Origin of the sequence: Streptomyces lushanensis (assembly GCF_001700515.1) — a bacterium.
GTDB classification, from domain to species: domain Bacteria; phylum Actinomycetota; class Actinomycetes; order Streptomycetales; family Streptomycetaceae; genus Streptomyces; species Streptomyces lushanensis.
In genome coordinates this window covers 1-24443 of sequence record NZ_MAUD01000039.1, presented here as the reverse complement: position 1 = coordinate 24443, position 24443 = coordinate 1, and the positions used below count along the sequence as shown (strand labels likewise).

The following is a 24443-nucleotide window of genomic DNA, read 5'->3' as shown; positions in this document are numbered from 1 at the left end:
CAGTTCCGCCAGGCTCCGGGGGCCGAGTGATCGGCCCCCGGGGAACCGGCAGACGATCAGGAGATAGACGTGATCCAGCAGGAGTCGCGACTGCGTGTCGCCGACAACACGGGTGCGAAGGAAATTCTCACCATCCGTGTTCTCGGTGGCTCGGGTCGCCGCTACGCGGGCATCGGTGACGTCATCGTCGCCACCGTCAAGGACGCGATCCCCGGTGGCAACGTGAAGAAGGGTGACGTCGTCAAGGCGGTCATCGTTCGCACCGTGAAGGAACGCCGCCGTCCGGACGGCTCGTACATCCGCTTCGACGAGAACGCCGCCGTCATTCTGAAGAACGACGGCGACCCTCGTGGCACCCGTATCTTCGGCCCGGTGGGCCGTGAGCTGCGCGAGAAGAAGTTCATGAAGATCATCTCGCTCGCTCCGGAGGTGCTGTAAGCATGAAGATCAAGAAGGGCGATCTGGTCCAGGTCATCACCGGCAAGGACAAGGGCAAGCAGGGCAAGGTCATCGTGGCCTATCCCCGTGAGGACCGCGTTCTCGTCGAGGGTGTCAACCGGGTCAAGAAGCACACCAAGGCCGGTCAGACGGCCCGCGGTTCGCAGACCGGCGGCATCGTCACCACCGAGGCCCCCGTCCATGTCAGCAATGTGCAGCTCGTCGTGGAGAAGGACGGCAAGAAGGTCGTCACCCGCGTCGGCTACCGCTTTGACGACGAGGGCAACAAGATCCGCGTTGCCAAGCGGACCGGTGAGGACATCTGATGACTGCGACCACTACCGCGCCGCGTCTGAAGCTGCGCTACCGCGAGGAGATCGCCGGCAAGCTGCGTGAGGAGTTCTCGTACGAGAACGTCATGCAGATCCCCGGCCTCGTCAAGATCGTGGTCAACATGGGTGTGGGCGACGCCGCCCGCGACTCCAAGCTGATCGAGGGTGCCATCAAGGACCTCACCACGATCACCGGCCAGAAGCCGTCCGTCACCAAGGCACGCAAGTCCATCGCGCAGTTCAAGCTGCGTGAGGGCCAGCCGATCGGCTGCCACGTCACCCTCCGTGGTGACCGTATGTGGGAGTTCCTGGACCGTACGCTGTCGCTCGCGCTGCCGCGTATCCGTGACTTCCGCGGTCTGTCGCCGAAGCAGTTCGACGGCCGTGGCAACTACACCTTCGGTCTCACGGAGCAGGTCATGTTCCACGAGATCGACCAGGACAAGATCGACCGGGTCCGGGGCATGGACATCACCGTGGTCACCACGGCGACCAACGACGACGAGGGTCGTGCCCTCCTTCGTCACCTCGGCTTCCCGTTCAAGGAGAACTGACCGTGGCGAAGAAGGCTCTGATCGCTAAGGCCGCCCGCAAGCCGAAGTTCGGCGTGCGCGGTTACACCCGCTGCCAGCGCTGCGGCCGTCCCCACTCCGTCTACCGCAAGTTCGGCCTGTGCCGCGTGTGCCTCCGTGAGATGGCCCACCGCGGCGAGCTGCCGGGCGTGACCAAGAGCTCCTGGTAGTTCCCGCGAGGGAACGACCCAGGACTCTCGGTAAGCAGTTGGCCGGTGAGCGCCCTCCCCGAAATGCCGTAGGCTTGCGGGGTTGGGCGCCCGCCGACCATCAATGCACGCGGGCCGAGCCCGCTCAGTAATGCTTACTACGCCGTAGGTCCCCGCACCGCACCCGTCCCGGCTCGACCGGGGAGAGGGATGGCGCATACAGGAAACCCCGGCGAGAGAGGCCGAAGGCCAATTCATGACCATGACTGATCCCATCGCAGACATGCTCACGCGTCTGCGCAACGCGAACTCGGCGTACCACGACGATGTCGTGATGCCGCACAGCAAGATCAAGTCGCACATCGCGGAGATCCTCCAGCAGGAGGGCTTCATCACCGGCTGGAAGGTCGAGGACGCCGAGGTCGGCAAGAACCTCGTCCTGGAGCTGAAGTTCGGCCCGAACCGCGAGCGCTCGATCGCCGGCATCAAGCGCATCTCCAAGCCGGGTCTGCGTGTGTACGCGAAGTCCACCAATCTGCCGAAGGTCCTGGGCGGCCTGGGCGTGGCGATCATCTCCACGTCCCACGGTCTCCTGACCGGGCAGCAGGCCAGCAAGAAGGGCGTAGGTGGGGAAGTCCTCGCCTACGTCTGGTAATCGGGAACGGAGGAACAGCTCATGTCGCGAATCGGCAAGCTCCCCATCCAGGTTCCCGCTGGTGTGGACGTCACCATCGATGGCCGCACGGTCGCGGTGAAGGGCCCCAAGGGCACCCTCTCGCACACCGTCGCCGCGCCGATCGAGGTCACCAAGGGCGAGGACGGCATCCTCACGGTGTCGCGCCCGAACGACGAGCGTCAGAACAAGGCCCTGCACGGCCTGTCCCGCACGCTGGTGGCGAACATGATCACCGGCGTGACCCAGGGATACGTCAAGGCGCTCGAGATCAGCGGTGTCGGTTACCGCGTCCAGGCGAAGGGCTCCAACCTGGAGTTCGCCCTGGGCTACAGCCACCCGATCCTCATCGAGGCGCCCGAAGGCATCTCCTTCAAGGTCGAGTCGCCCACGAAGTTCTCCGTCGAGGGCATCGACAAGCAGAAGGTCGGCGAGGTCGCGGCGAACATCCGCAAGCTGCGGAAGCCCGACCCGTACAAGGCCAAGGGCGTCAAGTACGCCGGCGAGGTCATCCGCCGCAAGGTCGGAAAGGCTGGTAAGTAAGCCATGGCATACGGTGTGAAGATCGCCAAGGGCAAGGCCTACAAGGCCGCTGCCATCAAGCGCCGCCACATTCGCGTCCGCAAGAAGGTCTCGGGCACGCAGGAGCGCCCGCGCCTCGTCGTGACGCGTTCCAACCGCCACATGGTGGCTCAGGTCATCGACGACATCGCGGGCCACACGCTCGCGTCGGCGTCGACCCTGGACACCTCGATCCGTGGCACCGAAGGTGACAAGAGCGCCCAGGCCAAGCAGGTCGGGTCGCTGGTCGCCGAGCGCGCCAAGGCGGCCGGTGTCGAGGCCGTCGTGTTCGACCGTGGTGGCAACCAGTACGCCGGGCGGATCGCCGCTCTGGCCGACGCCGCCCGCGAGGCCGGGCTGAAGTTCTAGGCCCCGGTTCCGGAGCCAGCGGACGTAACAGAGAGAGGTAATCCAATGGCTGGACCCCAGCGCCGCGGAAGCGGTGCCGGTGGCGGCGAGCGGCGGGACCGGAAGGGCCGTGACGGCGGTTCGGCTGCCGCCGAGAAGACCGCGTACGTCGAGCGCGTCGTCGCGATCAACCGTGTCGCCAAGGTTGTGAAGGGTGGTCGTCGCTTCAGCTTCACCGCGCTGGTCGTGGTGGGCGACGGTGACGGCACCGTGGGTGTCGGTTACGGCAAGGCCAAGGAGGTGCCGGCCGCCATCGCCAAGGGCGTTGAGGAGGCCAAGAAGCACTTCTTCAAGGTCCCCCGTATCCAGGGCACCATCCCGCACCCGATCCAGGGCGAGAAGGCCGCGGGCGTCGTCCTGCTCAAGCCGGCTTCCCCCGGTACCGGCGTGATCGCCGGTGGCCCGGTGCGTGCCGTGCTGGAGTGCGCGGGCGTCCACGACATCCTGTCGAAGTCGCTCGGCTCCGACAACGCGATCAACATCGTGCACGCGACGGTGGCGGCCCTCCAGGGCCTCCAGCGCCCCGAGGAGATCGCGGCCCGCCGCGGTCTGCCCCTTGAGGACGTCGCCCCCGCGGCTCTGCTGCGGGCGCGTGCGGGAGCGGGTGCGTGATGGCCCGTCTCAAGATCACGCAGACGAAGTCGTACATCGGCAGCAAGCAGAACCACCGCGACACCCTGCGTTCGCTCGGCCTCAAGCGGGTCAGCGACACGGTTGTCAAGGAGGACCGCCCCGAGTTCCGCGGCATGGTGCACACCGTCCGCCACCTCGTGACGGTTGAGGAGGTCGACTGACATGGCGGAGAACAACCCGCTGAGGGTCCACAACCTCCGTCCTGCTCCGGGCGCCAAGACCGCCAAGACCCGTGTGGGCCGTGGTGAGGCGTCCAAGGGCAAGACCGCTGGTCGTGGCACCAAGGGCACCAAGGCCCGCTACCAGGTTCCGGAGCGCTTCGAGGGCGGGCAGATGCCCCTCCACATGCGTCTCCCGAAGCTCAAGGGCTTCAAGAACCCGTTCCGCACCGAGTACCAGGTCGTGAACCTGGACAAGCTCTCCGCGCTCTACCCCGAGGGCGGCGAGGTCACGGTGGCCGATCTGGTCTCCAAGGGCGCGGTACGCAAGAACAGCCTCGTCAAGGTCCTGGGCCAGGGCGAGATCTCCGTGGCACTCACGGTGACGGTGGACGCCGTCTCCGGGTCCGCCAAGGAGAAGATTGCCGCCGCCGGCGGCACCGTCACCGAGCTCGTCTGAGAGAACTCGATGGCCTGAACACCCGACCGGGGATGTCTCTCACACGAGGCATCCCCGGTTGGTCGTTCCTAGGGGGGCACAGTCGCCGGTAAGGTGGCGTGCATTGTTGCTTGTTCCTTATCCGTCGATCCTCAAGACCGTCACCCTTGACGCAGTAGCGCGGGGGTCGCAGGAGGCACCGTGCTCACCGCGTTCGCCCGGGCGTTCAAGACGCCCGACCTGCGCAAGAAGCTGCTCTTCACGCTCGGCATCATCGTGCTGTACCGGCTCGGGGCGCACATCCCCGTGCCAGGTGTCAGCTACGAGAATGTCCAGACCTGTGTCGATGCGGCCCAGAAGGGCAATAACAGCCTGTTCGGCCTCGTCAACATGTTCAGCGGCGGGGCGCTGCTGCAGATCACGATCTTCGCGCTCGGCATCATGCCGTACATCACCGCGAGCATCATCCTCCAACTGCTGACCGTGGTGATCCCCAGGCTGGAGGCCCTCAAGAAGGAGGGCCAGTCCGGTCAGGCCAAGATCACCCAGTACACCCGTTATCTGACGGTCGCCCTCGCCGTCCTCCAGGGAACCGGCCTGGTCGCCACCGCGCGCAGCGGTGCGCTCTTCAGCGGCTGCCCGGTCGCCTCGGAGATCGTGCCCGACCAGTCGATCTTCGTCACCGTCACCATGGTGATCACCATGACCGCGGGCACCGCGGCCGTCATGTGGCTCGGTGAGCTGATCACCGACCGCGGCATCGGCAACGGCATGTCCATCCTGATGTTCATCTCGATCGCGGCCGGCTTCCCGGGCGCGCTCTGGGCCATCAAGCAGAGCGGCACGCTCGCCAAGGGCTGGATCGAGTTCGGCACGGTCATCCTGATCGGCTTCGTGATGGTGGGCCTGGTCGTCTTCGTCGAGCAGGCGCAGCGCCGGATCCCCGTCCAGTACGCGAAGCGCATGATCGGCCGCCGGTCCTACGGCGGTACGTCGACCTACATCCCGCTCAAGGTGAACCAGGCGGGTGTGATCCCGGTCATCTTCGCCTCGTCGCTGCTCTACATCCCGGCACTGGTCGCGCAGTTCTCCAGCTCGCAGGCCGGATGGAAGACCTGGATCGAGGCGCACTTCGTCAAGGGCGACCATCCGTACTACATCGCGACGTACTTCCTGCTGATCGTGTTCTTCGCCTTCTTCTACGTGGCGATCTCCTTCAACCCCGAAGAAGTCGCGGACAACATGAAGAAGTATGGTGGCTTCATCCCGGGTATCCGGGCAGGTCGCCCGACCGCCGAGTATCTGAGTTATGTGCTCAACAGGATCACGTGGCCGGGCTCGCTGTACCTGGGTCTGATCGCTCTTGTCCCGACGATGGCGTTGGCGGGCTTCGGAGGCGCGAACCAGAACTTCCCGTTCGGCGGGACGAGCATCCTGATCATCGTGGGTGTGGGTCTGGAGACCGTGAAGCAGATCGAGAGCCAGCTTCAGCAGCGCAACTACGAAGGGTTCCTCCGCTGATGCGAATCGTCCTCGTCGGACCGCCCGGTGCCGGCAAGGGAACGCAGGCCGCGTACCTCGCCAAGAACCTCTCGGTACCGCACATCTCCACGGGCGACCTCTTCCGGGCCAACATCAGCCAGGGCACCGAGCTGGGCAAGCAGGCGAAGGCGTTCATGGACGCCGGGAACCTGGTGCCCGACGAGGTGACCATCGCGATGGCCCTGGAGCGCATGTCCCAGCCGGACGCCACCAACGGCTTCCTGCTGGACGGCTTTCCGCGGAATGTGTCGCAGGCGGAGGCGCTGGACGAGGCGCTCAAGCGCGAGGGTCTGAAGCTGGACGCCGTGCTGGACCTGGAGGTCCCCGAGGACGAGGTCGTGAAGCGGATCGCCGGCCGGCGTATCTGCCGCAACGAGAGCGCGCATGTCTTCCATGTCACCTACAGCCCGCCGGAGGTACCGGGCGTCTGTGACCTCTGCGGCGGCGAGCTCTACCAGCGGGACGACGACTCCGAGGAGACGGTGCGGACGCGGCTGGAGGTCTACCACACCCAGACCGAGCCGATCATCGACTACTACCGGGCCCAGGGCCTGGTGGTCACGATCTCCGCGCTGGGCAAGGTCACCGAGGTGACCGAGCGCGCGATGCGCGCACTCCAGGGAGACCAGGCCGCGTAGGCGCGGTCCGGCTCGTGGCAAGAAGGCGGTAAGCGTACGGCCGTGGCGTCCTTCGGGCACCACGGCCGTAGTGTTGAGCGGGTGTTGTGACGGGCGCGGCACCGTCAGGCGAAACGTATCGGTACGCGTCCGGGTCCGGATGTCAGGGTGGAAGGCAGAACGATGGTGGAGATCAAGACTCCCGAGCAGATCGCGAAGATGCGCGAGGCGGGACTGGTCGTCGCCGCCGTGCACGCGGCCACCCGCGCGGCAGCCGTGCCGGGCGCCACCACCAGGGACCTGGACGAGGTCGCCCGCGGGGTGCTCTCCGAGCACGGGGCGAAGTCGAACTTCCTCGGATACGGCGGCTTCCCCGCGACGATCTGCACCTCGGTCAACGAGGTCGTCGTCCATGGCATCCCGGACGACAAGACCGTGCTCAAGGACGGCGACATCATCTCCGTCGACGCCGGCGCGGTCATCGACGGCTGGCACGGCGACGCGGCCTTCACCGTGTTCGTGGGCTCCGGTCACGCTCCGGAGCTCGTCGAGCTCTCCCGGGTGACCGAGGAGTCGATGTGGGCCGGGATCGCGGCGATGCGCAACGGCAGCAGACTCGTGGACGTCTCGCGCGCGATCGAGACGTACATCCGCCGCCAGCCCCGGCCCGGCGGCGGCAAGTACGGGATCATCGAGGACTACGGCGGCCACGGCATCGGCTCCCAGATGCACATGGACCCGCATCTGCTGAACTACGTCTCCCGCAAGCGCGGCAAGGGCCCCAAGCTGGTGCCCGGCCTCTGTCTGGCGATCGAGCCGATGGTCTCGCTCGGTACGCCGCACACCCAGGTGCTGGCGGACGAGTGGACGGTCATCACGACGGACGGCACCTGGTCCGCCCACTGGGAGCACTCGGTCGCTCTCACCGAGGAGGGCCCGCTGGTGCTGACCTCCCCGGACTGCGGCCGGGCCAAGCTGGCGGAGCTGGGCGTCACGGCGGCTCCGGATCCGCTGGCCTGAGGGTCCGGCCCGCGTGCCGGGCCGCCAGCCGGCCCCGCTCGCCGCGCGGGCCGGGACGGTCCGGCCGCTTAAGGATCTCCGGGGCGGGCAAACTTCACGGATTCGTCTTTCCGGGTGTGCTGCCGTAGACTGACGCGTCGGCTCTGGTGTACCCGTGTGTCCGTATGCGGTTGGTGCGGCTGCACGGCTGTCAGAATCGATCAAGGTAGCCGATTCGAAGGGCGAAGCGTGGCCAAGAAGCAAGGTGCCATCGAAATTGAGGGCACCGTGATCGAGTCCCTCCCGAACGCCATGTTCAAGGTGGAGCTCCAGAACGGTCACAAGGTCCTCGCGCACATCAGCGGCAAGATGCGGATGCACTACATCCGGATCCTTCCCGATGACCGGGTCGTGGTGGAGCTGTCTCCGTACGACCTGACGCGTGGCCGGATCGTCTACCGATACAAGTAGATCTTGCTGAGCATCCCGGGCACCCTGTGCACGGGCTGTCAGCACTGACCCGGAGAACCTCAATCCCATGAAGGTCAAGCCGAGCGTCAAGAAGATCTGCGACAAGTGCAAGGTGATCCGCCGTCACGGCCGGGTCATGGTCATCTGCGACAACCTGCGCCACAAGCAGCGCCAGGGCTGACGCACGACCGCCTGCCTCTCGCAGTACTTCGCGCGACGCGAGCAAACTCGTAATTACGCAGTGTCCGGTTCCCGTACGCGGGCGACCGACACCTCCGGCGGAGGCCGGGGACCCGGACCGGGCGCCTCTCGTGCAGACGGGCGCCGACGGCAGGGAGAGTCACTGCGGAAGACCTCCGAACATCAACAGGAGCCATGAATGGCACGCCTCGCAGGCGTTGACCTTCCGCGCGAAAAGCGCGTCGAGGTCGCCCTCACCTATGTCTTCGGTATCGGGCGCACCCGGTCCAAGGAGACGCTCGCCGCCACCGGCGTCGACCCGAACGTCCGCGTCCGCGATCTCGCCGAGGAAGACCTCGTCAAGATCCGCGAGTACGTCGACGCCAACCTCAAGACCGAGGGTGACCTCCGTCGCGAGATCGCCGCCGACATCCGCCGCAAGGTCGAGATCGGCTGCTACCAGGGTCTGCGCCACCGCCGTGGCCTGCCGGTGCACGGTCAGCGCACCAGCACGAACGCCCGTACCCGCAAGGGCCCGCGTCGCGCCATCGCCGGCAAGAAGAAGCCGGGCAAGAAGTAGTCCTCAGCGGACGCTCATCAGCGGTCTTCGCTGTAGGACCGATCACCTCCTCGCAGGAAGTCAAAACATGCCTCCTAAGGGCCGACAGGGTGCAGCCAAGAAGGTGCGCCGCAAGGAAAAGAAGAACGTCGCTCATGGGCACGCCCACATCAAGAGCACGTTCAACAACACGATCGTCTCGATCACGGACCCCTCGGGCAATGTGATCTCCTGGGCCTCCGCCGGCCATGTCGGCTTCAAGGGCTCGCGCAAGTCCACTCCGTTCGCCGCGCAGATGGCCGCCGAGTCGGCCGCCCGTCGCGCGCAGGAGCACGGCATGCGCAAGGTCGACGTCTTCGTGAAGGGCCCCGGCTCCGGCCGTGAGACCGCGATCCGCTCGCTCCAGGCCACCGGCCTGGAGGTGGGTTCGATCCAGGACGTCACCCCCACCCCGCACAACGGCTGCCGCCCGCCCAAGCGGAGGCGCGTCTGACCACAGGGGCGTGACGCGTTCCGCGTGACGCACCTGCGGCTGATGTGCGGTACGGGCGGTTCGGCGCTTCGGTGCCGTGCCGCCCGTACTCTTGAACCGAGCAGTACCGAAGGACGTCAAATAGCGGGCGTCCCCAACTGAAGGATTCACGCATGCTTATCGCTCAGCGTCCGTCGCTGACCGAAGAGGTCGTCGACGAATACCGTTCGCGGTTCGTCATCGAGCCGCTGGAGCCGGGCTTCGGCTACACGCTCGGCAACTCGCTCCGCCGTACGCTTCTCTCCTCGATCCCGGGCGCCGCTGTCACCAGCATCCGGATCGACGGTGTCCTGCACGAGTTCACCACCGTGCCGGGCGTCAAGGAGGACGTCACCGACCTCATCCTCAACATCAAGCAGCTCGTCGTCTCCTCGGAGCACGACGAGCCGGTCGTGATGTACCTGCGCAAGCAGGGCCCCGGCCTGGTGACCGCCGCCGACATCGCGCCGCCGGCCGGTGTCGAGGTCCACAACCCGGACCTCGTGCTGGCGACGCTGAACGGCAAGGGCAAGCTGGAGATGGAGCTGACCGTCGAGCGCGGTCGCGGCTATGTCTCCGCCGTGCAGAACAAGCAGGTGGGCCAGGAGATCGGCCGTATCCCGGTCGACTCGATCTACTCGCCCGTGCTCAAGGTCACCTACAAGGTCGAGGCGACCCGAGTCGAGCAGCGCACCGACTTCGACAAGCTGATCGTCGACGTCGAGACCAAGCAGGCCATGCGGCCCCGTGACGCCATGGCGTCCGCGGGCAAGACGCTGGTCGAGCTGTTCGGTCTGGCGCGCGAGCTGAACATCGACGCCGAGGGCATCGACATGGGCCCGTCGCCCACGGACGCCGCGCTCGCCGCCGATCTCGCCCTGCCGATCGAGGAGCTGGAGCTCACCGTCCGGTCGTACAACTGCCTCAAGCGCGAGGGCATCCACTCCGTGGGTGAGCTGGTGGCGCGCTCCGAGGCCGATCTGCTCGACATCCGCAACTTCGGTGCGAAGTCGATCGACGAGGTCAAGGCGAAGCTCGCGGGCATGGGCCTGGCGCTCAAGGACAGCCCGCCCGGATTCGACCCGACGGCCGCGGCGGACGCGTTCGACGCGGACGCCGGCTTCGTGGAGACCGAGCAGTACTGATCGTGAACGCTTCCGGCGGGCAGCAGCCCGTCGGTAACTGACACCGGTACCTGATACGGCCGGTGCAGACACAAGGAGACACACCATGCCGAAGCCCGCCAAGGGCGCCCGTCTGGGCGGCAGCGCCGCGCACGAGAAGCTGCTTCTCGCGAACCTCGCGAAGTCGCTCTTCGAGCACGGCCGCATCACCACGACCGAGGCCAAGGCCCGCCGCCTGCGTCCGGTCGCGGAGCGTTTCATCACCAAGGCGAAGAAGGGCGACATCCACAACCGTCGTCTGGTTCTTCAGTCGATCACGGACAAGAGCGTCGTCCACACGCTCTTCACCGAGATCGCGCCGCGGTACGAGAACCGGCCCGGTGGCTACACCCGTATCACCAAGATCGGCAACCGTCGTGGCGACAACGCCCCGATGGCGGTCATCGAGCTGGTCGAGGCGCTGACCGTGGCGCAGCAGGCGACCGGTGAGGCCGAGGCCGCGACCAAGCGCGCGGTCAAGGAGGACGCCCTCAAGAAGGACGAGGCTCCGGCCGAGACCGTCGAGGACGCCAAGCCGGCCGACGCCGAGGCCAAGGCCGACGAGGCCGGGTCCAAGGACGCCTGAGCGTACGGAAGACGGCTGACGGACGGGCTCGCTCCCTGATGGGGGCGGGCCCGTTCGGCTGTGAAGGGGAGCGGGCAGGTGAACGAGGACATCGAGGGCGCGGCGCCCGGTTTCGTACGGGTGCGGCTGGACCTCTCGTACGACGGCAAGGACTTCTCCGGCTGGGCGAGGCAGGCGAGCCGGCGCACCGTCCAGGGCGACATCGAGGACGCGCTGCGCACGGTGACACGGTCCGCGCGGACGTACGAGCTGACCGTCGCCGGACGTACGGACGCGGGCGTGCACGCGCGGGGACAGGTCGCGCATGTCGATCTGCCGGAGTCCGTGTGGGCCGAGCACCGGGAGCGGCTGCTGCGGCGGCTCGCCGGGCGGCTGGCCCATGACGTACGGGTGTGGCGGGTCACGGAGGCGCCCGCCGGCTTCAACGCGCGCTTCTCCGCGCTCTGGCGGCGGTACGCGTACCGCGTGGTGGACCGTCCCGGCGGTGTCGATCCGCTGCTGCGCGGCCATGTCCTGTGGCACGACTGGCCGTTGGACGTCGGGGCGATGAACGCGGCGTCGGCCGGGCTGCTCGGCGAGCACGACTTCGCGGCGTACTGCAAGAAGCGGGAGGGCGCGACGACCATCCGTACGCTCCAGCGGCTGGAGTGGGAGCGGGACGCGCACGGCGTGGTCACCGCGACCGTGCGGGCCGACGCCTTCTGCCACAACATGGTCCGTTCGCTGGTGGGCGCGCTGCTGTTCGTGGGCGACGGACACCGGCCCGTGGAGTGGCCGGCGAAGGTGCTCGCGGCGGGGGTGCGGGACTCGGCGGTGCATGTCGTACGGCCGCACGGGCTCACACTGGAGGAGGTCGGCTATCCGGCCGACGAGCTGCTGGCCTCCCGCAGCCGGGAGGCGCGCAACAAGCGGACGCTGGGCGGCGGTCCCGGCTGCTGCTGACCGCGGACGGCTCAGACGCGGCGCAGCCGGCGGCCCACGCGGCGCAGCAGGCCCGGTGCCTTGGGTTCGGGCGCCCTGGGGACGGCCACGCGCAGGGACAGATCCGTCTGCGGATTGGTCCAGTACGGCGTGATACGGCGGTCCCGCGCGGCCGGGTGCGGTACGGGCGTGAGCCGCTCGGGGACGTCCGGGCCGCGCAGCGCGCCGAGCCGGGCGGTCTTCGTCCAGCCCAGCGCGGTGAGCCGTACGTACAGGTCCCAGACGCCGTCCTCGAGCGGTGAGCCGTCCACGGCGGTGGCGGGATCGAGGAGCGCGGCGCCGGTGACACTCAGGGCGCCGTCCTCGTGGCGGACGGTGACATCCGTGGGCAGCCGGTGCTCGGCGCCGCCCGCGCGCTCGCGCAGGACGAGCACGGCGGTGGCCTTCCCGGGCAGCGCGCCGCCGGTGAGCGGCTCACGCGCGAAGCGCTCCCGCAGGGCGGCGGAGAGGCCGGCCGGTACGAGGGCCGGTCCGTCGTCGCCCGTGGTGGTGAGGCCCAACGGAGCCCCGGCGGCGAGCGGTTCGGCGGTGAAGGCGATCCGGAGCCGGCCGCCGTCCTGCCAGGAGAGGGCGTCCAGCCGGGCGCGGCAGCCGACGGAGGACTCCCAGCGGGCGAGCGCCATGAGATCGTCCGGCCGGTCGTCGACGATCAGCCCGACGGCCAGCCGGCGTGCGGTGGGCAGCCCCGCCACGGCCGTACGGGAGACACCGTCCACCACGACCTCGCGGATCTCGTGGAACAGCCCGCGCCGCGCGTCCTCGTCCAGATCGAGGAAGCGCTTGCCGCTCAGCCGGTCCAGGATCTCCACGCGCAGCCACCGCCGGTGCAGCCGGTCCCGTGCGGCTCCGGGCCCGGTGAGCGCGTCGGTCAGCTTCAGGAGCCCCTTCAGGGCGTCGTAGAACGCGTCCGGGGCCACGGGCGGCTGCCCGGTGCGCGGCGGCCCGTACAGGTAGCAGACACGGCTGCCGAGGACCGCTGTACGGCCTGCCCGCAGCGTCGCCTCCGCGGTGAACGCCTGACCGGCCAGCGGGCGGCCCTCGGCGAAGCGGATCCCGTGCTCGGCGAGGAAGGCGCGGTCGAAGAGCTTGTCGGGCGTGAGACTGTCGGCCAGCGGATCCCTGGCGAGCGTGGCCCGTGGCCGGTCGCGTACGAACAGCTCACGCGGCACGGGCCTGCCCCGGGCGGCCGGTTTGCCCGCGACGATGTCGGCGTCGTGCTCGACGCCGTACGCGTACATGCGCTCCAGGGCGTCGGGGGTGAGACGGTCACCGGGCTCCATGAAGATCACATACGAGCCGGTGGCGGCGTCGGCGCCCGCGTTGCGCGGCTCGGTGCCCTGCGGTGTCCGTGCCACCTGGATCACCTCGACGTCCCGGGCGGGCAGGGTCTGGGCGGTCAGCGAGGCGAGCGTGGACCCGACGGCCGCCGGGTCCGCACCGTCCGTGGGCAGGACGACGCTGACCTTCGGCGGCCGGGCGCGCGGCGCCGCGTCGCTCGCCCGTACGGTCAGGGCCAGCCCGCCGCCGTCGAGCGTGGCGGTGATCTCCCGGCCGCCGAGGATCTCCGGGGCGGGCGGATCGACCTCGCCGGGCACGGTGCTCCCGCCCAGCCGTGTGTACCGGTCGAAACCGGCGCCCATCAGCCGGATCTGGGCTTCCCACACGCCCTCGGCCGGCGGCGCGCCGCCGGCGGCGCGGAGCGGGTCCACGGTGAAGGTGCCGCGCACGACGGGACGGACGAGCACGGTGCCGTCGTCCTCGGCCTCCCCGGTCCCTGGCGCGGGCTCCTCCTCAAGTTCGAGGGACGTCTCGCGCGGCATCACCCACACATGGGCGGTCTCCGTGTGCCGCAGCAGCACATCGGCCTTGAAGGTCTTCAGCTCGTCGGTCACCTCGACGGGCTCGGAGAGGACCCCGTCCGTCAGGGCCGGCGCGAGGAAGTACCGTTCGCCGCGCCGGGCGAGCAGCAGCCCCGAGCCGTCCCCCGGACCGCCTGCGAAGCGCGCGGTGAAGGGGACCTTGAACCGGTCGCGGTTCCAGACCGGCCGCCCGACCTCGCACCGGGCCACCAGATCGCTCTGGCGGCGGGTGAACTCGGTGAGCTCCTCGCGTCGGCCCGCCCGGAGCAGCGCCGACCTGGTGCGCTGCACGGCGGCCAGTCCCCGGTGCACGCCGTCGGTCATGAACTCCTCGGCCAGCTCGCGCACGACCTCGTACGGATCGTCACGGAACGGCGGGTCGATCAGCAGCCCCTGGGGCGGCACACCGAGCCGGTGCAGCATCTCCACCCGGTAGAAGCGGCGCAGCAGCCGGTCGCGCTCGGCCCCCGGCTCGGTGCCTTCGACGACCGCCGCCATGACCTGGCGCAGGTTTCCGTAGTACCACCGCGGGTCCATGGCCGCGGTGCCCGCGTTCTCGGCGTCCTCGCGGGCCCAGTACGTGTAGCAGACGTAGTCGCCGAGCACGGAGACGACGGACGCCTTGAGGTAGGCGCGGACCATGAAGAGCTGGTCCTCCAGGATCCACGGCCCCTCGGGATGCACGATGCCGTGCTCGCGCAGGAACGCCGTGCGGAACATCTTGTGCGGTGTGAGGCTGTCGATGAGCGGCGCGTTCCACACCGTGGCGCTCTCGCGGGTCCGGCTCATCAGACCGTACGGAACGCCACGGCTGCGGAAGTTGCTGGCGACCTTGCCGATCACGATGTCGGAGCCGTTGCGCCGGGCCATCTCGTACAGCCGCTCCAGCGCCTCCGGTGCCATACGGTCGTCGTGGTCCACGAACTGCACGTACGCGCCGTTCGCCCGCTCCACACCGACATTGCGCGGCCTGCCCGGCCAGCCCGAGTTCGGGATCCGCGTCATGCGGAAGTGGTCGTGGGCGGCGACCAGTGCCTCCAGATGCTCGGGCGTCCCGTCGGTCGAGCCGTCGTCCACGAAGAGCACCTCGAACTCGGAGCGGGGCAGTGTCTGCCGCAGCATCGACTCGACCAACGGCTCGATGTGGCTTCCCGAGTTGTACGTCGGGACCACCACCGTGACTTTGACCGCCATCCGCCCCACACCTTCTCGACGCTCACCGTTACCGCTCAAGTCGCACAGACTTTACGCGGACCGTGTGCGGGGCACCGCGGACGAGGCGTGCGGTACACCGGAGAGTGTGAAGGGCGAGGGCGCGGCGCACGGCGTCGGCGCGGCGGAGAGCCGGACGGCCTCCGGCGCGAGCCTCACCCCGCAGCCGACGCGGACGCCGGACGGCAGTTCGTTGCCCGCGCCGACCTCGGCGCCGTCGCCGACGACCACCGCGTCGAGCGTGGCGTCCGTACCGACCACGGCGTGCCGGCCGATCACACTGCGGCGGACGCGGGCCCCCGCGCCGATCAGGGCGCCCGGCAGCACGACACTGCCCTCGACCACCGAACCGTCCGCGATCTCGGCGCCCTCGCCGACGACGGTGCCGCCGCCGAGCGCCGCGCCCGGATGGACCCGGGCGCCGGGCAGCACCAGGGCGTCGCCGACCGGGCCGGGCAGGGCGGGGGAGGAGACGATTCCGCGCACGAGATCGGCGGAGCCCTTCACGAACGCCGCCGGAGTGCCCAGGTCGAGCCAGTACGTGTCGTCCACCACACCGCGCACCGGGACGCCGGAGGCGAGCAGGCCCGGGAAGGTCTCACGCTCCACGGACACCGCGCGGCCCACCGGGATCCGGTCGATGACGGAGCGTGTGAAGACATAACAGCCCGCGTTGATCTGGTCGGTGACGATCTGTTCGGGGGACCCGGGCTTCTCCAGGAAGGCCAGCACCCGTCCGTCCGCGTCGGTCGGCACGAGACCGAAGGCGCGCGGATCGGGCACCCGGGTCAGATGCAGGGTGACCGCGGCTCCGGAGGCGCGGTGGCCCTCCCGGAGTGCGGCGATGTCCAGTCCGGAGAGGATGTCGCCGTTGAACACCAGCACCGGTTCGCCGGGCCCGCACCGCAGCCGCCGGGCCGCGTTGCGGATCGCTCCGCCGGTGCCCAGCGGCTCGGCCTCGGTCTCGTACTCCAGCCGCAGGCCGAACCGGGCGCCGTCACCGAAGTGCGGCTCGAACAGCCCGGCCAGGTACGAGGTCGCGAAGACGACCCTGGTGACTCCGGCGGCGGCGGCGCGCGCGAGTTGATGGGCAAGGAACGGGACGCCGGCCACGGGAAGCAGCGGCTTGGGTGTGTGACTGGTCAGCGGGCGCAGCCGGCTTCCCTGGCCACCGACGAGAAGAATCGCCTCGGTCATCTGGTGTCCGCCTCGTGTCGCGGGACCGGGCGGAACAGCCGGGCGCGGCGGGGCACGTCAGCTCGCGCGTCCCGCCCGGCCCGGATCCCCCCAGCGCCTTCTGTGGCACGCCGGCCGACCGCGCACCCCCCGGTACCCGCTCTGCTGTGGCCGACGAAAGCCACATTCTGACAGCTGTGGGCGGAGCATGAGGGGCGAATGCGAAGATGCGCGCGATTGGTGCCCGTTGCGCGCCTTGTCCGGGTCGGGACGGTGTCCTGTCCCTGCGTCCGGTCTCCGCGTCCTGCCGGGTCAGGCCGCGGGAGCGGTGGCCGCCGCCGACGCCTGGACGCGGCCCCGGCCGAATATCTGACGGAACGTGAACTCCGCGACATCGTCACCGGTGGTGTAGACGTCCTTGTCGGACTCGGTGACGTCCTTGCCGCTGGTGAAGCCGCCGACCGTGAAGTACACGTACCTGCCTATGGAGTTGGTGACCTTGCGGCAGATCGAGGGGGCCCGGCAGAAGGTGGGGACACCGCTCCCGGACAGCGAGGCGATACCGTCCTTCGCCTCGGCCTTGGCCTTGAGCGCCTGCGCCTCCTGCTCGAAGACCGCGACACCGACGGTCACCGCCACGCCGTCCTTGCTGTAGGTGGCGCGGATGACCTGGTCGCAGCCGTTGGCGGCGAGGATGGAGCCGAGGGCGCCCTGGGCCGCAGCGGCGCAGTTGGTCGTACGGGTGGTGGCGCCCTTCCGGTACACCCGGTCGCCCATGGTCAGTTTCGCGCCGGGGAAGAGCGTGTCGGCGCTCAGCGGCGCCTTGTCCTTGGCGGCGCTGGAGATGAAGTCCTTCGGGTCCGGCGGCGGCAGCGGATCGACCGAGGAGAAGGTCGGCTCGGGCACCGCGCTCTCGGCCGGCAGCTCCTCGGGCGCGGGCAGCTCACTGGCGCTGGTCTCCGAGGCCCGGTCCTCGCCCTTGTCCAGGGAGACGACCGCGGTCGCCACGATCGCGCCGACCGCGGCGGTCGCGAGCACGCCGCCGCCGATCAGCAGCCAGCGCCTACGGCGCGCACGCGCGGCGGAGGCGTCCGCCAGCGCGGCCCAGTCCGGTGTCTGTGTGCCGTACGGGTCCGGTCCGGGCGTTCCGTACGGGTCCTGTCCGGGTGAACCGGGGCCGCCCCAGGGTCCCCCTTGCCCATAGCTCATGCCGCGCAGTTTAAGGCCGCCCGCGCGGGCGTTGTGCGCCGGAGGCGGAAGAGCCGGGGAGGGCGGACGCGGGCGACGCGAAAGGACCGGCGGAAAAGGATTGGGTTCCGGTGGCGCCTGCCCCGACAATGCGGACCATGGGACATCTTGAGGCCGCGCACCTGGAGTACTACCTCCCCGACGGACGGGTGCTGCTCGGCGACGCCTCGTTCCGCGTCGGCGAGGGGGCCGTCGTCGCCCTCGTCGGCGCCAACGGCGCGGGCAAGACCACACTGCTGCGGCTGATCGCGGGAGAGCTCCAGCCGCACGGCGGCACGGTGACCGTCAGCGGCGGACTCGGCGTGATGTCGCAGTTCGTGGGCTCGGTGCGCGACGAGCGTACGGTCCGTGACCTGCTGGTCTCGGTCGCGCAGCCGCGTATCCGCGAGGCGGCGGCCGCGGTCGACGAGGCCGAGCACGCGATCATGACGGTGGACGACGAGGCCGCGCAGATGCGGTACGCGCAGGCGCTCAGCGACTGGGCCGAGGCCCGTGGCTACGAGGCCGAGACCGTCTGGGACATGTGCACCATGGCGGCGCTCGGCGTCCCGTACGAGAAGGCGCAGTGGCGGGAACTGCGCACGCTCAGCGGCGGCGAGCAGAAGCGGCTGGTGCTGGAGGCGCTGCTGCGCGGCCCCGACGAGGTGCTGCTCCTGGACGAGCCGGACAACTATCTGGACGTGCCCGGCAAGCGCTGGCTGGAGGAGCGCCTCAAGGAGACCCGTAAGACCGTGCTCTTCGTCTCCCACGACCGGGAGCTGCTGGCCACGGCGGCCGAGAAGATCGTGAGCGTGGAGCCGGGCCCGGCCGGCTCCGACGTCTGGGTGCACGGCGGCGGGTTCGGTACGTACCACGCGGCGCGCAAGGAGCGCTTCGCCCGCTTCGAGGAGCTGAAGCGGCGCTGGGACGAGGAGCACGCCCGGCTGAAGGCGCTGGTCCACCGGCTGCGGCAGCAGGCGGCGATCAGTCCCGACATGGCCTCGCGCTACCGGGCGATGCAGACGCGCTTCAAGAAGTTCGAGGACGCCGGGCCGCCGCCGGAGCCGCCGCGCGAGCAGGAGATCACCATGCGGCTGCGCGGCGGGCGCACCGGCGTACGGGCCCTGACCTGCGAGGGCCTGGAGCTGACCGGACTGATGAAGCCGTTCTCGCTGGAGATCTACTACGGCGAGCGGGTGGCCGTCCTCGGCTCGAACGGCTCCGGCAAGTCGCACTTCCTGCGGCTGCTGGCCGGCGAGGAGGTCCGTCACACGGGAACGTGGAAGCTGGGCGCCCGGGTGGTGCCCGGACACTTCGCGCAGACCCACGCCCACCCGGAGCTGCTGGGACGCACCCTGGTCGACATCCTGTGGACGGAGCACGCGAAGGACCGCGGCGGCGCGATGAGCGTGCTGCGCCGGTACGAGCTGGAGCGCCAGGGCGACCAGCCCTTCGAGAAGCTCTCCGGCGGCCAGCAGGCGCGCTTCCAGATCCTGCTGCTGGAGCTGAGCGGTACGACGGCACTGCTGCTGGACGAGCCGACGGACAACCTCGACCTGGAGTCGGCGGAGGCCCTTCAGGAGGGCCTGGAGGCGTACGAGGGCACGGTGCTCGCGGTCACGCACGACCGCTGGTTCGCGCGCTCCTTCGACCGCTATCTGGTGTTCGGGTCGGACGGCGTCGTACGGGAGACCCCGGAGCCGGTGTGGGACGAGCGCAGGGTGGTCCGCGCCCGCTGACCGCCGCGCGGGGCCGCACCCGGCCCGGTCCGGAGGCCGTGCGTCCCGGGCCGCGGGCGCCGGCCCCCGTACCCGTACCGGACCCCGTGGGCCGTGTGCCCCACCCGCCGTTTTGACCCGTACGGGGCACCGACGGTATTCTTCTGGTTCGTTATGCGTATTGGCTTGGTCGTTCTCACGCGAGGGGCCCTTACGCTGGTCCACCGGGCCGATGACCAGCGGCTGGCAACGGGTTGCGTCCCCGTGTGCCGGCCAAGGCTGTCGTGCATCGTCCGGGTGGCCCTTGTACAGGACCCGTCCCTCAGGCCCTAGCGGGCCCGGGGAGACCCCATCACTGAAGAAGCGAAGGCTACGACCGTGCGTACGTACAGCCCCAAGCCCGGCGATGTGACGCGCCAGTGGCACATCATCGACGCGCAGGACATCGTCCTGGGCCGTCTGGCGACCACCGCCGCCACCCTTCTCCGGGGCAAGCACAAGCCCATCTACGCTCCCCACGTGGACACCGGTGACTTCGTCATCATCATCAACGCGGACAAGGTGCACCTGTCCGGCAACAAGCGGACCCAGAAGATGGCGTACCGCCACTCCGGCTACCCGGGTGGTCTGCGTTCCGTCCGCTATGACGAACTGCTCGCCAAGAACCCCGAGAAGGCCGTCGAGAAGGCCGTCAAGGGCATGCTCCCCAAGAACACCCTGGGCCGTCAGATGCTCTCGAAGCTGAAGGTCTACGCGGGCGACCAGCACCCGCACAGCGCCCAGCAGCCGGTCCCGTTCGAGATCACCCAGGTCGCGCAGTAGTTCCGGCCACCCCCTAAGACGAAAAGAAATCTGAGGAGCATCGTGGCCGAGACCACTGTTGAGAACCCCGTCGAAGGCGCCGAGGTCGAAGAGACCTTCGACGCGGTGACGACCTTCGAGTCGGAGATCCCCGTCGAGGGTGAGTACACCTCCGAGTCCCTGGCCTCCCGCTTCGGCGACCCGCAGCCGGCCGCCGGCCTGGGCCGTCGCAAGAACGCCATCGCCCGCGTCCGGATCGTCCCGGGCAGCGGGAAGTGGAAGATCAACGGTCGCACCCTTGAGGACTACTTCCCCAACAAGGTGCACCAGCAGGAAGTCAACGAGCCCTTCAAGGTGCTCGAACTGGACAACCGCTACGACGTCATCGCCCGTATCTCCGGCGGCGGCGTCTCCGGCCAGGCCGGCGCGCTGCGCCTCGGCGTGGCCCGCGCGCTGAACGAGGCGGACGTGGACAACAACCGCGCCCCGCTGAAGAAGGCCGGCTTCCTGAGCCGCGACGACCGCGCCGTCGAGCGCAAGAAGGCCGGTCTCAAGAAGGCCCGTAAGGCCCCGCAGTACAGCAAGCGCTAATCGCTCGCTGGCCGGTCCAGGCATTACGCCTCTACGGCATTCGTTCGCCCCGGCGGCACTCCGTGCCGCCGGGGCGTTCGTTTTCCGGGTGATCTCGGGCGTATAACAGCATCAGGCGCTTAATAGTTTGCATTTTCGGAGCATTTTCGCTCGGAGCGGTGACGGCTCGGAGTGTTCTCGGAGGGAGAGCTGTGGGACGACTCTTCGGTACGGACGGCGTGCGCGGTGTCGCCAACGCCGATCTGACGGCGGAGCTGGCGCTCGGTCTGTCGGTCGCGGCGGCACATGTGCTCGCCGAGGTGGGGACGTTCGACGGGCATCGGCCCACGGCGGTGGTCGGGCGTGATCCGCGTGCCTCCGGCGAGTTCCTGGAAGCCGCTGTCGTGGCCGGACTCGCGAGCGCGGGCGTGGACGTCCTGCTCGTCGGTGTGCTGCCCACCCCGGCGGTGGCGTATCTCACCGGCGCGTTGGGCGCCGACCTCGGTGTGATGCTGTCCGCGAGCCACAACGCCATGCCGGACAACGGCGTCAAGTTCTTCGCGCGCGGCGGGCACAAGCTCGCGGACGAGCTGGAGGACCGGATCGAGACGCTGTACGAGCAGCACCGCACCGGCGCGCCGTGGGAGCGGCCGACGGGTGCGGGCGTGGGCCGGGTCCGTACCTACGACGAGGGCTTCGACCGGTATGTGGCCCATCTCATCGGGGTGCTGCCGAACCGGCTCGACGGGCTCAAGGTCGTTCTCGACGAGGCGCACGGCGCGGCGGCGCGGGTCTCGCCGGAGGCCTTCACCCGGGCCGGCGCCGAAGTGATCACGATCGGCGCGGAGCCGGACGGGCTGAACATCAACGACGGCTGCGGCTCCACGCATCTCACGCAGCTCAAGACCGCGGTGGTGCAGCACGGCGCGGACTTCGGCATCGCGCACGACGGCGACGCGGACCGCTGTCTCGCGGTGGACGCGGCGGGCGAGGAGGTCGACGGCGACCAGATCCTCGCGGTGCTGGCCCTGGCGATGCGCGAGGCGGGCACGCTGCGCGGAAACGCGGTGGTCGGCACGGTGATGGCCAACCTCGGCTTCAAGATCGCCATGGAGCGCGAGGGCATCCATCTGGTGGAGACGGCGGTCGGCGACCGGTACGTGCTGGAGTCGATGAAGGAGCACGGGTACGCGCTCGGCGGCGAGCAGTCGGGCCATGTCATCGTCCTCGACCACGCGACGACCGGCGACGGCACGCTGACCGGTCTGCTGCTGGCGGCCCGGGTCGCGGCGACCGGCCGCACGCTGGCGGATCTCGCGGGCGTGATGCGGCGGCTGCCGCAGGTGCTGGTCAATGTGCCCGATGTCGACAAAACGCGGGTGCACACCTCGGCGGAGCTGGCGGCGGCGGTCTCCGAGGCGGAGTCCGAGCTCGGCACCACGGGCCGTGTCCTGCTTCGTCCCTCGGGCACGGAACCGCTGGTACGGGTCATGGTCGAGGCGCCGGACATCGACCAGGCGAGCTCGGTGGCGGGCCGCCTGGCGGACGCGGTGAAGTCGGCGCTGGGCTGAGACCGGCCGAAGGAACGATACGGCGACTGTCGTGAAGAGGGGGCGGGGCGGCCTGGCCGCACCCGCGCCTGTCGCGTCACCCCGGGCTTGTCGCGTGGCGCCCGTACTCCCCGTACGGGCGCCACGCGGCGTCGAAAGGGAATTCGCGCGGCTCCCCGTCAGCCCGGAAGGGTCCCCCCGGGGCCGGCGGGCACACGTCCGGGACCGGTGCGCTCCACGGGCCCGGCGTCCTTGATCCGCCCGCTCCGTCGTGTCCGCCGCCGCCGGGTCAGCACCCGCAGTCCCTTCTGGGCGGCCAGCGTGAGTGTGCCCGCGGCCAGGATGCCCGCCAGATTCAGCAGGAGCTGGCCGCTGGAGCCCCAGACCTGGTCGAAGTCGCCGTAGCCGAGCGCGACCGCCGCGTTGGCGGCGGCGGGAACGGTCGTCACCGAGATGGCGACTCCGACCAGCGCGCCCGACCGTGAGGAGGTCAGCGAGAGCATTCCGGCCACACCCGCGAGCACGGCGACGACCAGCGAGAACGGATCGGGATTCCAGATGAAGGAGGTGTTCGCGCGTTCGGCCTCCAGCAGGGAACGGGAGAAGAGCCCGAAGACATCCATGAGCAGCCCGAACGCCGTTGTCAGCGCCATCGCCACCGCGAAACCGCCGACGACCGCGACCAGCGAGCGCCACGCAAGCCGCGGGGCGCGCTGCACCAGCGCCGTGCAGACGCCGGCCAGCGGGCCGAACTCCGGGCCGACGGCCATCGCGCCCACGATCAGGATCGCGTTGTCGAGCACCACACCACAGGCCGCGATCATCGTCGCGAGGGAGAGAAACGCGAGATAGGTGAAGGAGAGTGTGGACTCCTCGTGGGTCACCTCCTCCAGCTGCTCCCACAGGACGGCGTCGGCGCCCTCGCCCGGGGCCTCCTCCTCCGCTTCCTCCGCCCGCCGGGAGAGCGTCAGATCGATGTTCTCGACGGTGATCGAGCCGATGTCGTCGATCCCGAGGGCGCGCAGATCCGAGATCAGCTCGTCGCCGGCCTCGCGCGCCACGTCGCACATGACGAGATCGCCCAGCGGATCGCGCGCGGCACCGGGCACGACGGCGAGATGGGCCGTGCCGACCGTGCGCTCGACGGCCCGTACGACCTCGTCGGTACGGTCGGCGGGCACCAGCAGACGCAGATGCAGCAAGCGAACGGCTCCTCGGGGTCGGGGTCCGGGCCTGTCGGCCTTCCGGGCGCTCAGAGCTTGCGGAGCGAGAGCCGCTGGACCTTGTGGTCGGGGCCCTTGCGCAGTACCAGGGTGGCGCGGCTCCGGGTGGGGGCCACGTTCTCCAGCAGATTGGGCCGGTTGACGGTCCGCCACATCGTACGGGCGTACTCCAGGGCCTCGTCCTCGGAGACCTGGGTGTATTTCGTGAAGTACGAGGCCGGGTTCTGGAACGCGGTCTCGCGGAGCTTGCGGAACCGGTTCAGGTACCAGCTCTCGATGTCCTCGGCGCGGGCGTCCACGTACACACTGAAGTCGAAGTAGTCCGCGAGCCCGACCCGTGTCCTGCCGTCCTTGCCGGGCAGCGCGGGCTGAAGGACGTTGAGCCCTTCGACGATCAGGATGTCCGGGCGCCGTACGGTGAGCAGCTCGCCCGGCACGATGTCGTAGATGAGGTGCGAGTAGACGGGCGCGGTGACCTCGTCCTTGCCCGCCTTGATGTCGGCGACGAACCGGGTCAGGGCCCGCCGGTCGTACGACTCGGGGAAGCCCTTCCTCGACATCAGCCCGCGCGCCTTCAGCTCCTCCATCGGCCACAGGAAGCCGTCGGTGGTGACGCGCTCGACCCGAGGATGTTCGGGCCACCGAGCGAGGAGCGCCTGCAGGAGCCGGGCCACGGTCGACTTGCCGACCGCCACACTCCCGGCGACCCCTATGACGAACGGCGTACCGCGCTGCGCGCCGTGCCCGTTGCCCGCCTCCCCGAGGAACGTGTTGAGCGCGCCGCGCAGCCCGGCCGTGGCCTGGACGTAGAGATTCAGCAGCCGCGACAACGGCAGATAGACGTCCCGCACCTCGTCGAGGTCGATGACGTCCCCCAGCCCCCGCAGCCGCTCCACCTCCTCGGCGCTCAGCGGCAACGGCGTCTTCTCCCGCAGCGCGCTCCACTCGTCCCGGCTGAGATCCACGTACGGGGTCGGCCCGTGCTCCCCCCGGCGGAGGACACTTCGTGGCAACGGATTGATCACGCCCCATTGTCGGCTCTCACCGCCGCTCGCGGGGGGTGTGCTCAGTCACGTACCGGCGGCCGGGCGGGTGCTGGGGGCCGGACGAGGTACTCGGCGGGTACGGGCGCGGC

At 69.5% G+C, this 24443-nt stretch carries 28 protein-coding genes and 1 pseudogene; 24 read left to right on the top strand and 5 right to left on the bottom strand.

Going from position 1 to position 24443, the window contains the following annotated elements:
• Positions 1-69 precede the first annotated feature (69 nt).
• The 20 genes from rplN to truA all read left to right on the top strand — a co-directional run bounded on the left by rplN (position 70) and on the right by truA (position 11933).
• A complete protein-coding gene (gene rplN, locus BFF77_RS03320; RefSeq protein WP_003974257.1) occupies positions 70-438 on the top strand; it encodes a 50S ribosomal protein L14 in 369 nt (122 codons plus the stop codon).
• A 2-nt stretch (positions 439-440) separates the two neighbouring features.
• Entirely contained in the window at positions 441-764 is a 324-nt protein-coding gene (gene rplX, locus BFF77_RS03315; protein ID WP_066943600.1) for a 50S ribosomal protein L24, read from the top strand.
• The gene (gene rplE / locus BFF77_RS03310; RefSeq protein ID WP_030351443.1) at positions 764-1324 is read left to right on the top strand and encodes a 50S ribosomal protein L5; all 561 of its coding nucleotides are present in this window, start codon (positions 764-766) and stop codon (positions 1322-1324) included. Before rplX ends, rplE begins: the two co-directional genes overlap by 1 nt.
• Before the next feature lie 2 nt (positions 1325-1326).
• Entirely contained in the window at positions 1327-1512 is a 186-nt protein-coding gene (locus tag BFF77_RS03305) for a type Z 30S ribosomal protein S14 (RefSeq protein WP_003948630.1), read from the top strand.
• Positions 1513-1747: 235 nt separating this feature from the next.
• A complete protein-coding gene (rpsH, locus tag BFF77_RS03300; protein WP_030351444.1) occupies positions 1748-2146 on the top strand; it encodes a 30S ribosomal protein S8 in 399 nt (132 codons plus the stop codon).
• Positions 2147-2167: 21 nt separating this feature from the next.
• A complete protein-coding gene (gene rplF, locus BFF77_RS03295; RefSeq protein ID WP_066943598.1) occupies positions 2168-2707 on the top strand; it encodes a 50S ribosomal protein L6 in 540 nt (179 codons plus the stop codon).
• A gap of 3 nt (positions 2708-2710) precedes the next feature.
• The gene (rplR, locus tag BFF77_RS03290) at positions 2711-3094 is read left to right on the top strand and encodes a 50S ribosomal protein L18 (protein ID WP_066943596.1); all 384 of its coding nucleotides are present in this window, start codon (positions 2711-2713) and stop codon (positions 3092-3094) included.
• A gap of 45 nt (positions 3095-3139) precedes the next feature.
• Positions 3140-3745 carry a 30S ribosomal protein S5 gene (rpsE, locus tag BFF77_RS03285; RefSeq protein ID WP_066943594.1) on the top strand — a complete coding sequence of 202 codons (606 nt, stop codon included), beginning with the start codon at positions 3140-3142 and terminating at the stop codon, positions 3743-3745.
• Positions 3745-3927, top strand: a complete 183-nt coding sequence (gene rpmD, locus BFF77_RS03280) for a 50S ribosomal protein L30 (protein WP_066943591.1) — start codon at positions 3745-3747, stop codon at positions 3925-3927. Before rpsE ends, rpmD begins: the two co-directional genes overlap by 1 nt.
• A 1-nt stretch (position 3928) precedes the next feature.
• On the top strand, positions 3929-4384 hold the full coding sequence (gene rplO, locus BFF77_RS03275) for a 50S ribosomal protein L15 (protein ID WP_066943589.1): 456 nt from the start codon (positions 3929-3931) through the stop codon (positions 4382-4384).
• Between the two features lie 180 nt (positions 4385-4564).
• Entirely contained in the window at positions 4565-5884 is a 1320-nt protein-coding gene (gene secY, locus BFF77_RS03270; protein ID WP_066943587.1) for a preprotein translocase subunit SecY, read from the top strand.
• The gene (locus BFF77_RS03265; RefSeq protein WP_066943585.1) at positions 5884-6543 is read left to right on the top strand and encodes an adenylate kinase; all 660 of its coding nucleotides are present in this window, start codon (positions 5884-5886) and stop codon (positions 6541-6543) included. Before secY ends, BFF77_RS03265 begins: the two co-directional genes overlap by 1 nt.
• A gap of 162 nt (positions 6544-6705) precedes the next feature.
• Positions 6706-7542 carry a type I methionyl aminopeptidase gene (map, locus tag BFF77_RS03260; protein ID WP_066943583.1) on the top strand — a complete coding sequence of 279 codons (837 nt, stop codon included), beginning with the start codon at positions 6706-6708 and terminating at the stop codon, positions 7540-7542.
• 228 nt (positions 7543-7770) lie between these two features.
• Entirely contained in the window at positions 7771-7992 is a 222-nt protein-coding gene (gene infA, locus BFF77_RS03255) for a translation initiation factor IF-1 (protein WP_003956442.1), read from the top strand.
• Between the two features lie 67 nt (positions 7993-8059).
• Entirely contained in the window at positions 8060-8173 is a 114-nt protein-coding gene (gene rpmJ / locus BFF77_RS03250) for a 50S ribosomal protein L36 (protein ID WP_003956441.1), read from the top strand.
• Between the two features lie 198 nt (positions 8174-8371).
• On the top strand, positions 8372-8752 hold the full coding sequence (gene rpsM, locus BFF77_RS03245; RefSeq protein WP_046504684.1) for a 30S ribosomal protein S13: 381 nt from the start codon (positions 8372-8374) through the stop codon (positions 8750-8752).
• Between the two features lie 67 nt (positions 8753-8819).
• Positions 8820-9224 (top strand): 30S ribosomal protein S11, encoded by a 405-nt coding sequence (gene rpsK, locus BFF77_RS03240; protein WP_003956432.1) that lies wholly within the window; start codon positions 8820-8822, stop codon positions 9222-9224.
• A gap of 152 nt (positions 9225-9376) precedes the next feature.
• Positions 9377-10387, top strand: a complete 1011-nt coding sequence (locus BFF77_RS03235) for a DNA-directed RNA polymerase subunit alpha (RefSeq protein WP_066943581.1) — start codon at positions 9377-9379, stop codon at positions 10385-10387.
• A gap of 85 nt (positions 10388-10472) precedes the next feature.
• Positions 10473-10991, top strand: coding sequence for a 50S ribosomal protein L17 (gene rplQ, locus BFF77_RS03230; RefSeq protein WP_066943579.1), 519 nt, complete (start codon positions 10473-10475; stop codon positions 10989-10991).
• 78 nt (positions 10992-11069) lie between these two features.
• A complete protein-coding gene (gene truA, locus BFF77_RS03225; RefSeq protein WP_066943577.1) occupies positions 11070-11933 on the top strand; it encodes a tRNA pseudouridine(38-40) synthase TruA in 864 nt (287 codons plus the stop codon).
• Between the two features lie 11 nt (positions 11934-11944).
• Here the strand turns inward: truA and BFF77_RS03220 are convergent, their stop codons facing one another.
• The 3 genes and pseudogenes from BFF77_RS03220 to BFF77_RS03210 form a co-directional block, all read right to left on the bottom strand.
• Positions 11945-15025: a glycosyltransferase family 2 protein gene (locus BFF77_RS03220; protein ID WP_066943575.1), complete on the bottom strand. Its 3081-nt coding sequence runs from the start codon at positions 15023-15025 to the stop codon at positions 11945-11947.
• A gap of 141 nt (positions 15026-15166) precedes the next feature.
• Positions 15167-16240, bottom strand: a pseudogene (gene manB / locus BFF77_RS03215) (mannose-1-phosphate guanylyltransferase); the annotation flags it as partial.
• 291 nt (positions 16241-16531) lie between these two features.
• Positions 16532-17428 (bottom strand): hypothetical protein, encoded by an 897-nt coding sequence (locus tag BFF77_RS03210; RefSeq protein WP_066943573.1) that lies wholly within the window; start codon positions 17426-17428, stop codon positions 16532-16534.
• 137 nt (positions 17429-17565) lie between these two features.
• On the opposite strand from BFF77_RS03210, the gene BFF77_RS03205 reads away from it, so the two are divergent.
• From BFF77_RS03205 to glmM, 4 genes are all read left to right on the top strand, one after another.
• On the top strand, positions 17566-19185 hold the full coding sequence (locus tag BFF77_RS03205) for an ABC-F family ATP-binding cassette domain-containing protein (RefSeq protein WP_211280143.1): 1620 nt from the start codon (positions 17566-17568) through the stop codon (positions 19183-19185).
• Positions 19186-19542: 357 nt separating this feature from the next.
• On the top strand, positions 19543-19986 hold the full coding sequence (rplM, locus tag BFF77_RS03200) for a 50S ribosomal protein L13 (protein WP_066943569.1): 444 nt from the start codon (positions 19543-19545) through the stop codon (positions 19984-19986).
• A 42-nt stretch (positions 19987-20028) separates the two neighbouring features.
• Positions 20029-20556: a 30S ribosomal protein S9 gene (gene rpsI / locus BFF77_RS03195; RefSeq protein WP_066943567.1), complete on the top strand. Its 528-nt coding sequence runs from the start codon at positions 20029-20031 to the stop codon at positions 20554-20556.
• A 191-nt stretch (positions 20557-20747) separates the two neighbouring features.
• Complete coding sequence (gene glmM, locus BFF77_RS03190) at positions 20748-22106, top strand: phosphoglucosamine mutase (RefSeq protein ID WP_066943565.1); 1359 nt, start codon at positions 20748-20750, stop codon at positions 22104-22106.
• A gap of 158 nt (positions 22107-22264) precedes the next feature.
• Here glmM and BFF77_RS03185 read toward each other — a convergent pair whose 3' ends face one another.
• Both BFF77_RS03185 and coaA read right to left on the bottom strand, forming a co-directional pair.
• The gene (locus BFF77_RS03185) at positions 22265-23287 is read right to left on the bottom strand and encodes a DUF389 domain-containing protein (RefSeq protein WP_079124796.1); all 1023 of its coding nucleotides are present in this window, start codon (positions 23285-23287) and stop codon (positions 22265-22267) included.
• Between the two features lie 50 nt (positions 23288-23337).
• Positions 23338-24333 carry a type I pantothenate kinase gene (coaA, locus tag BFF77_RS03180; protein ID WP_066943563.1) on the bottom strand — a complete coding sequence of 332 codons (996 nt, stop codon included), beginning with the start codon at positions 24331-24333 and terminating at the stop codon, positions 23338-23340.
• Positions 24334-24443 lie beyond the last annotated feature (110 nt).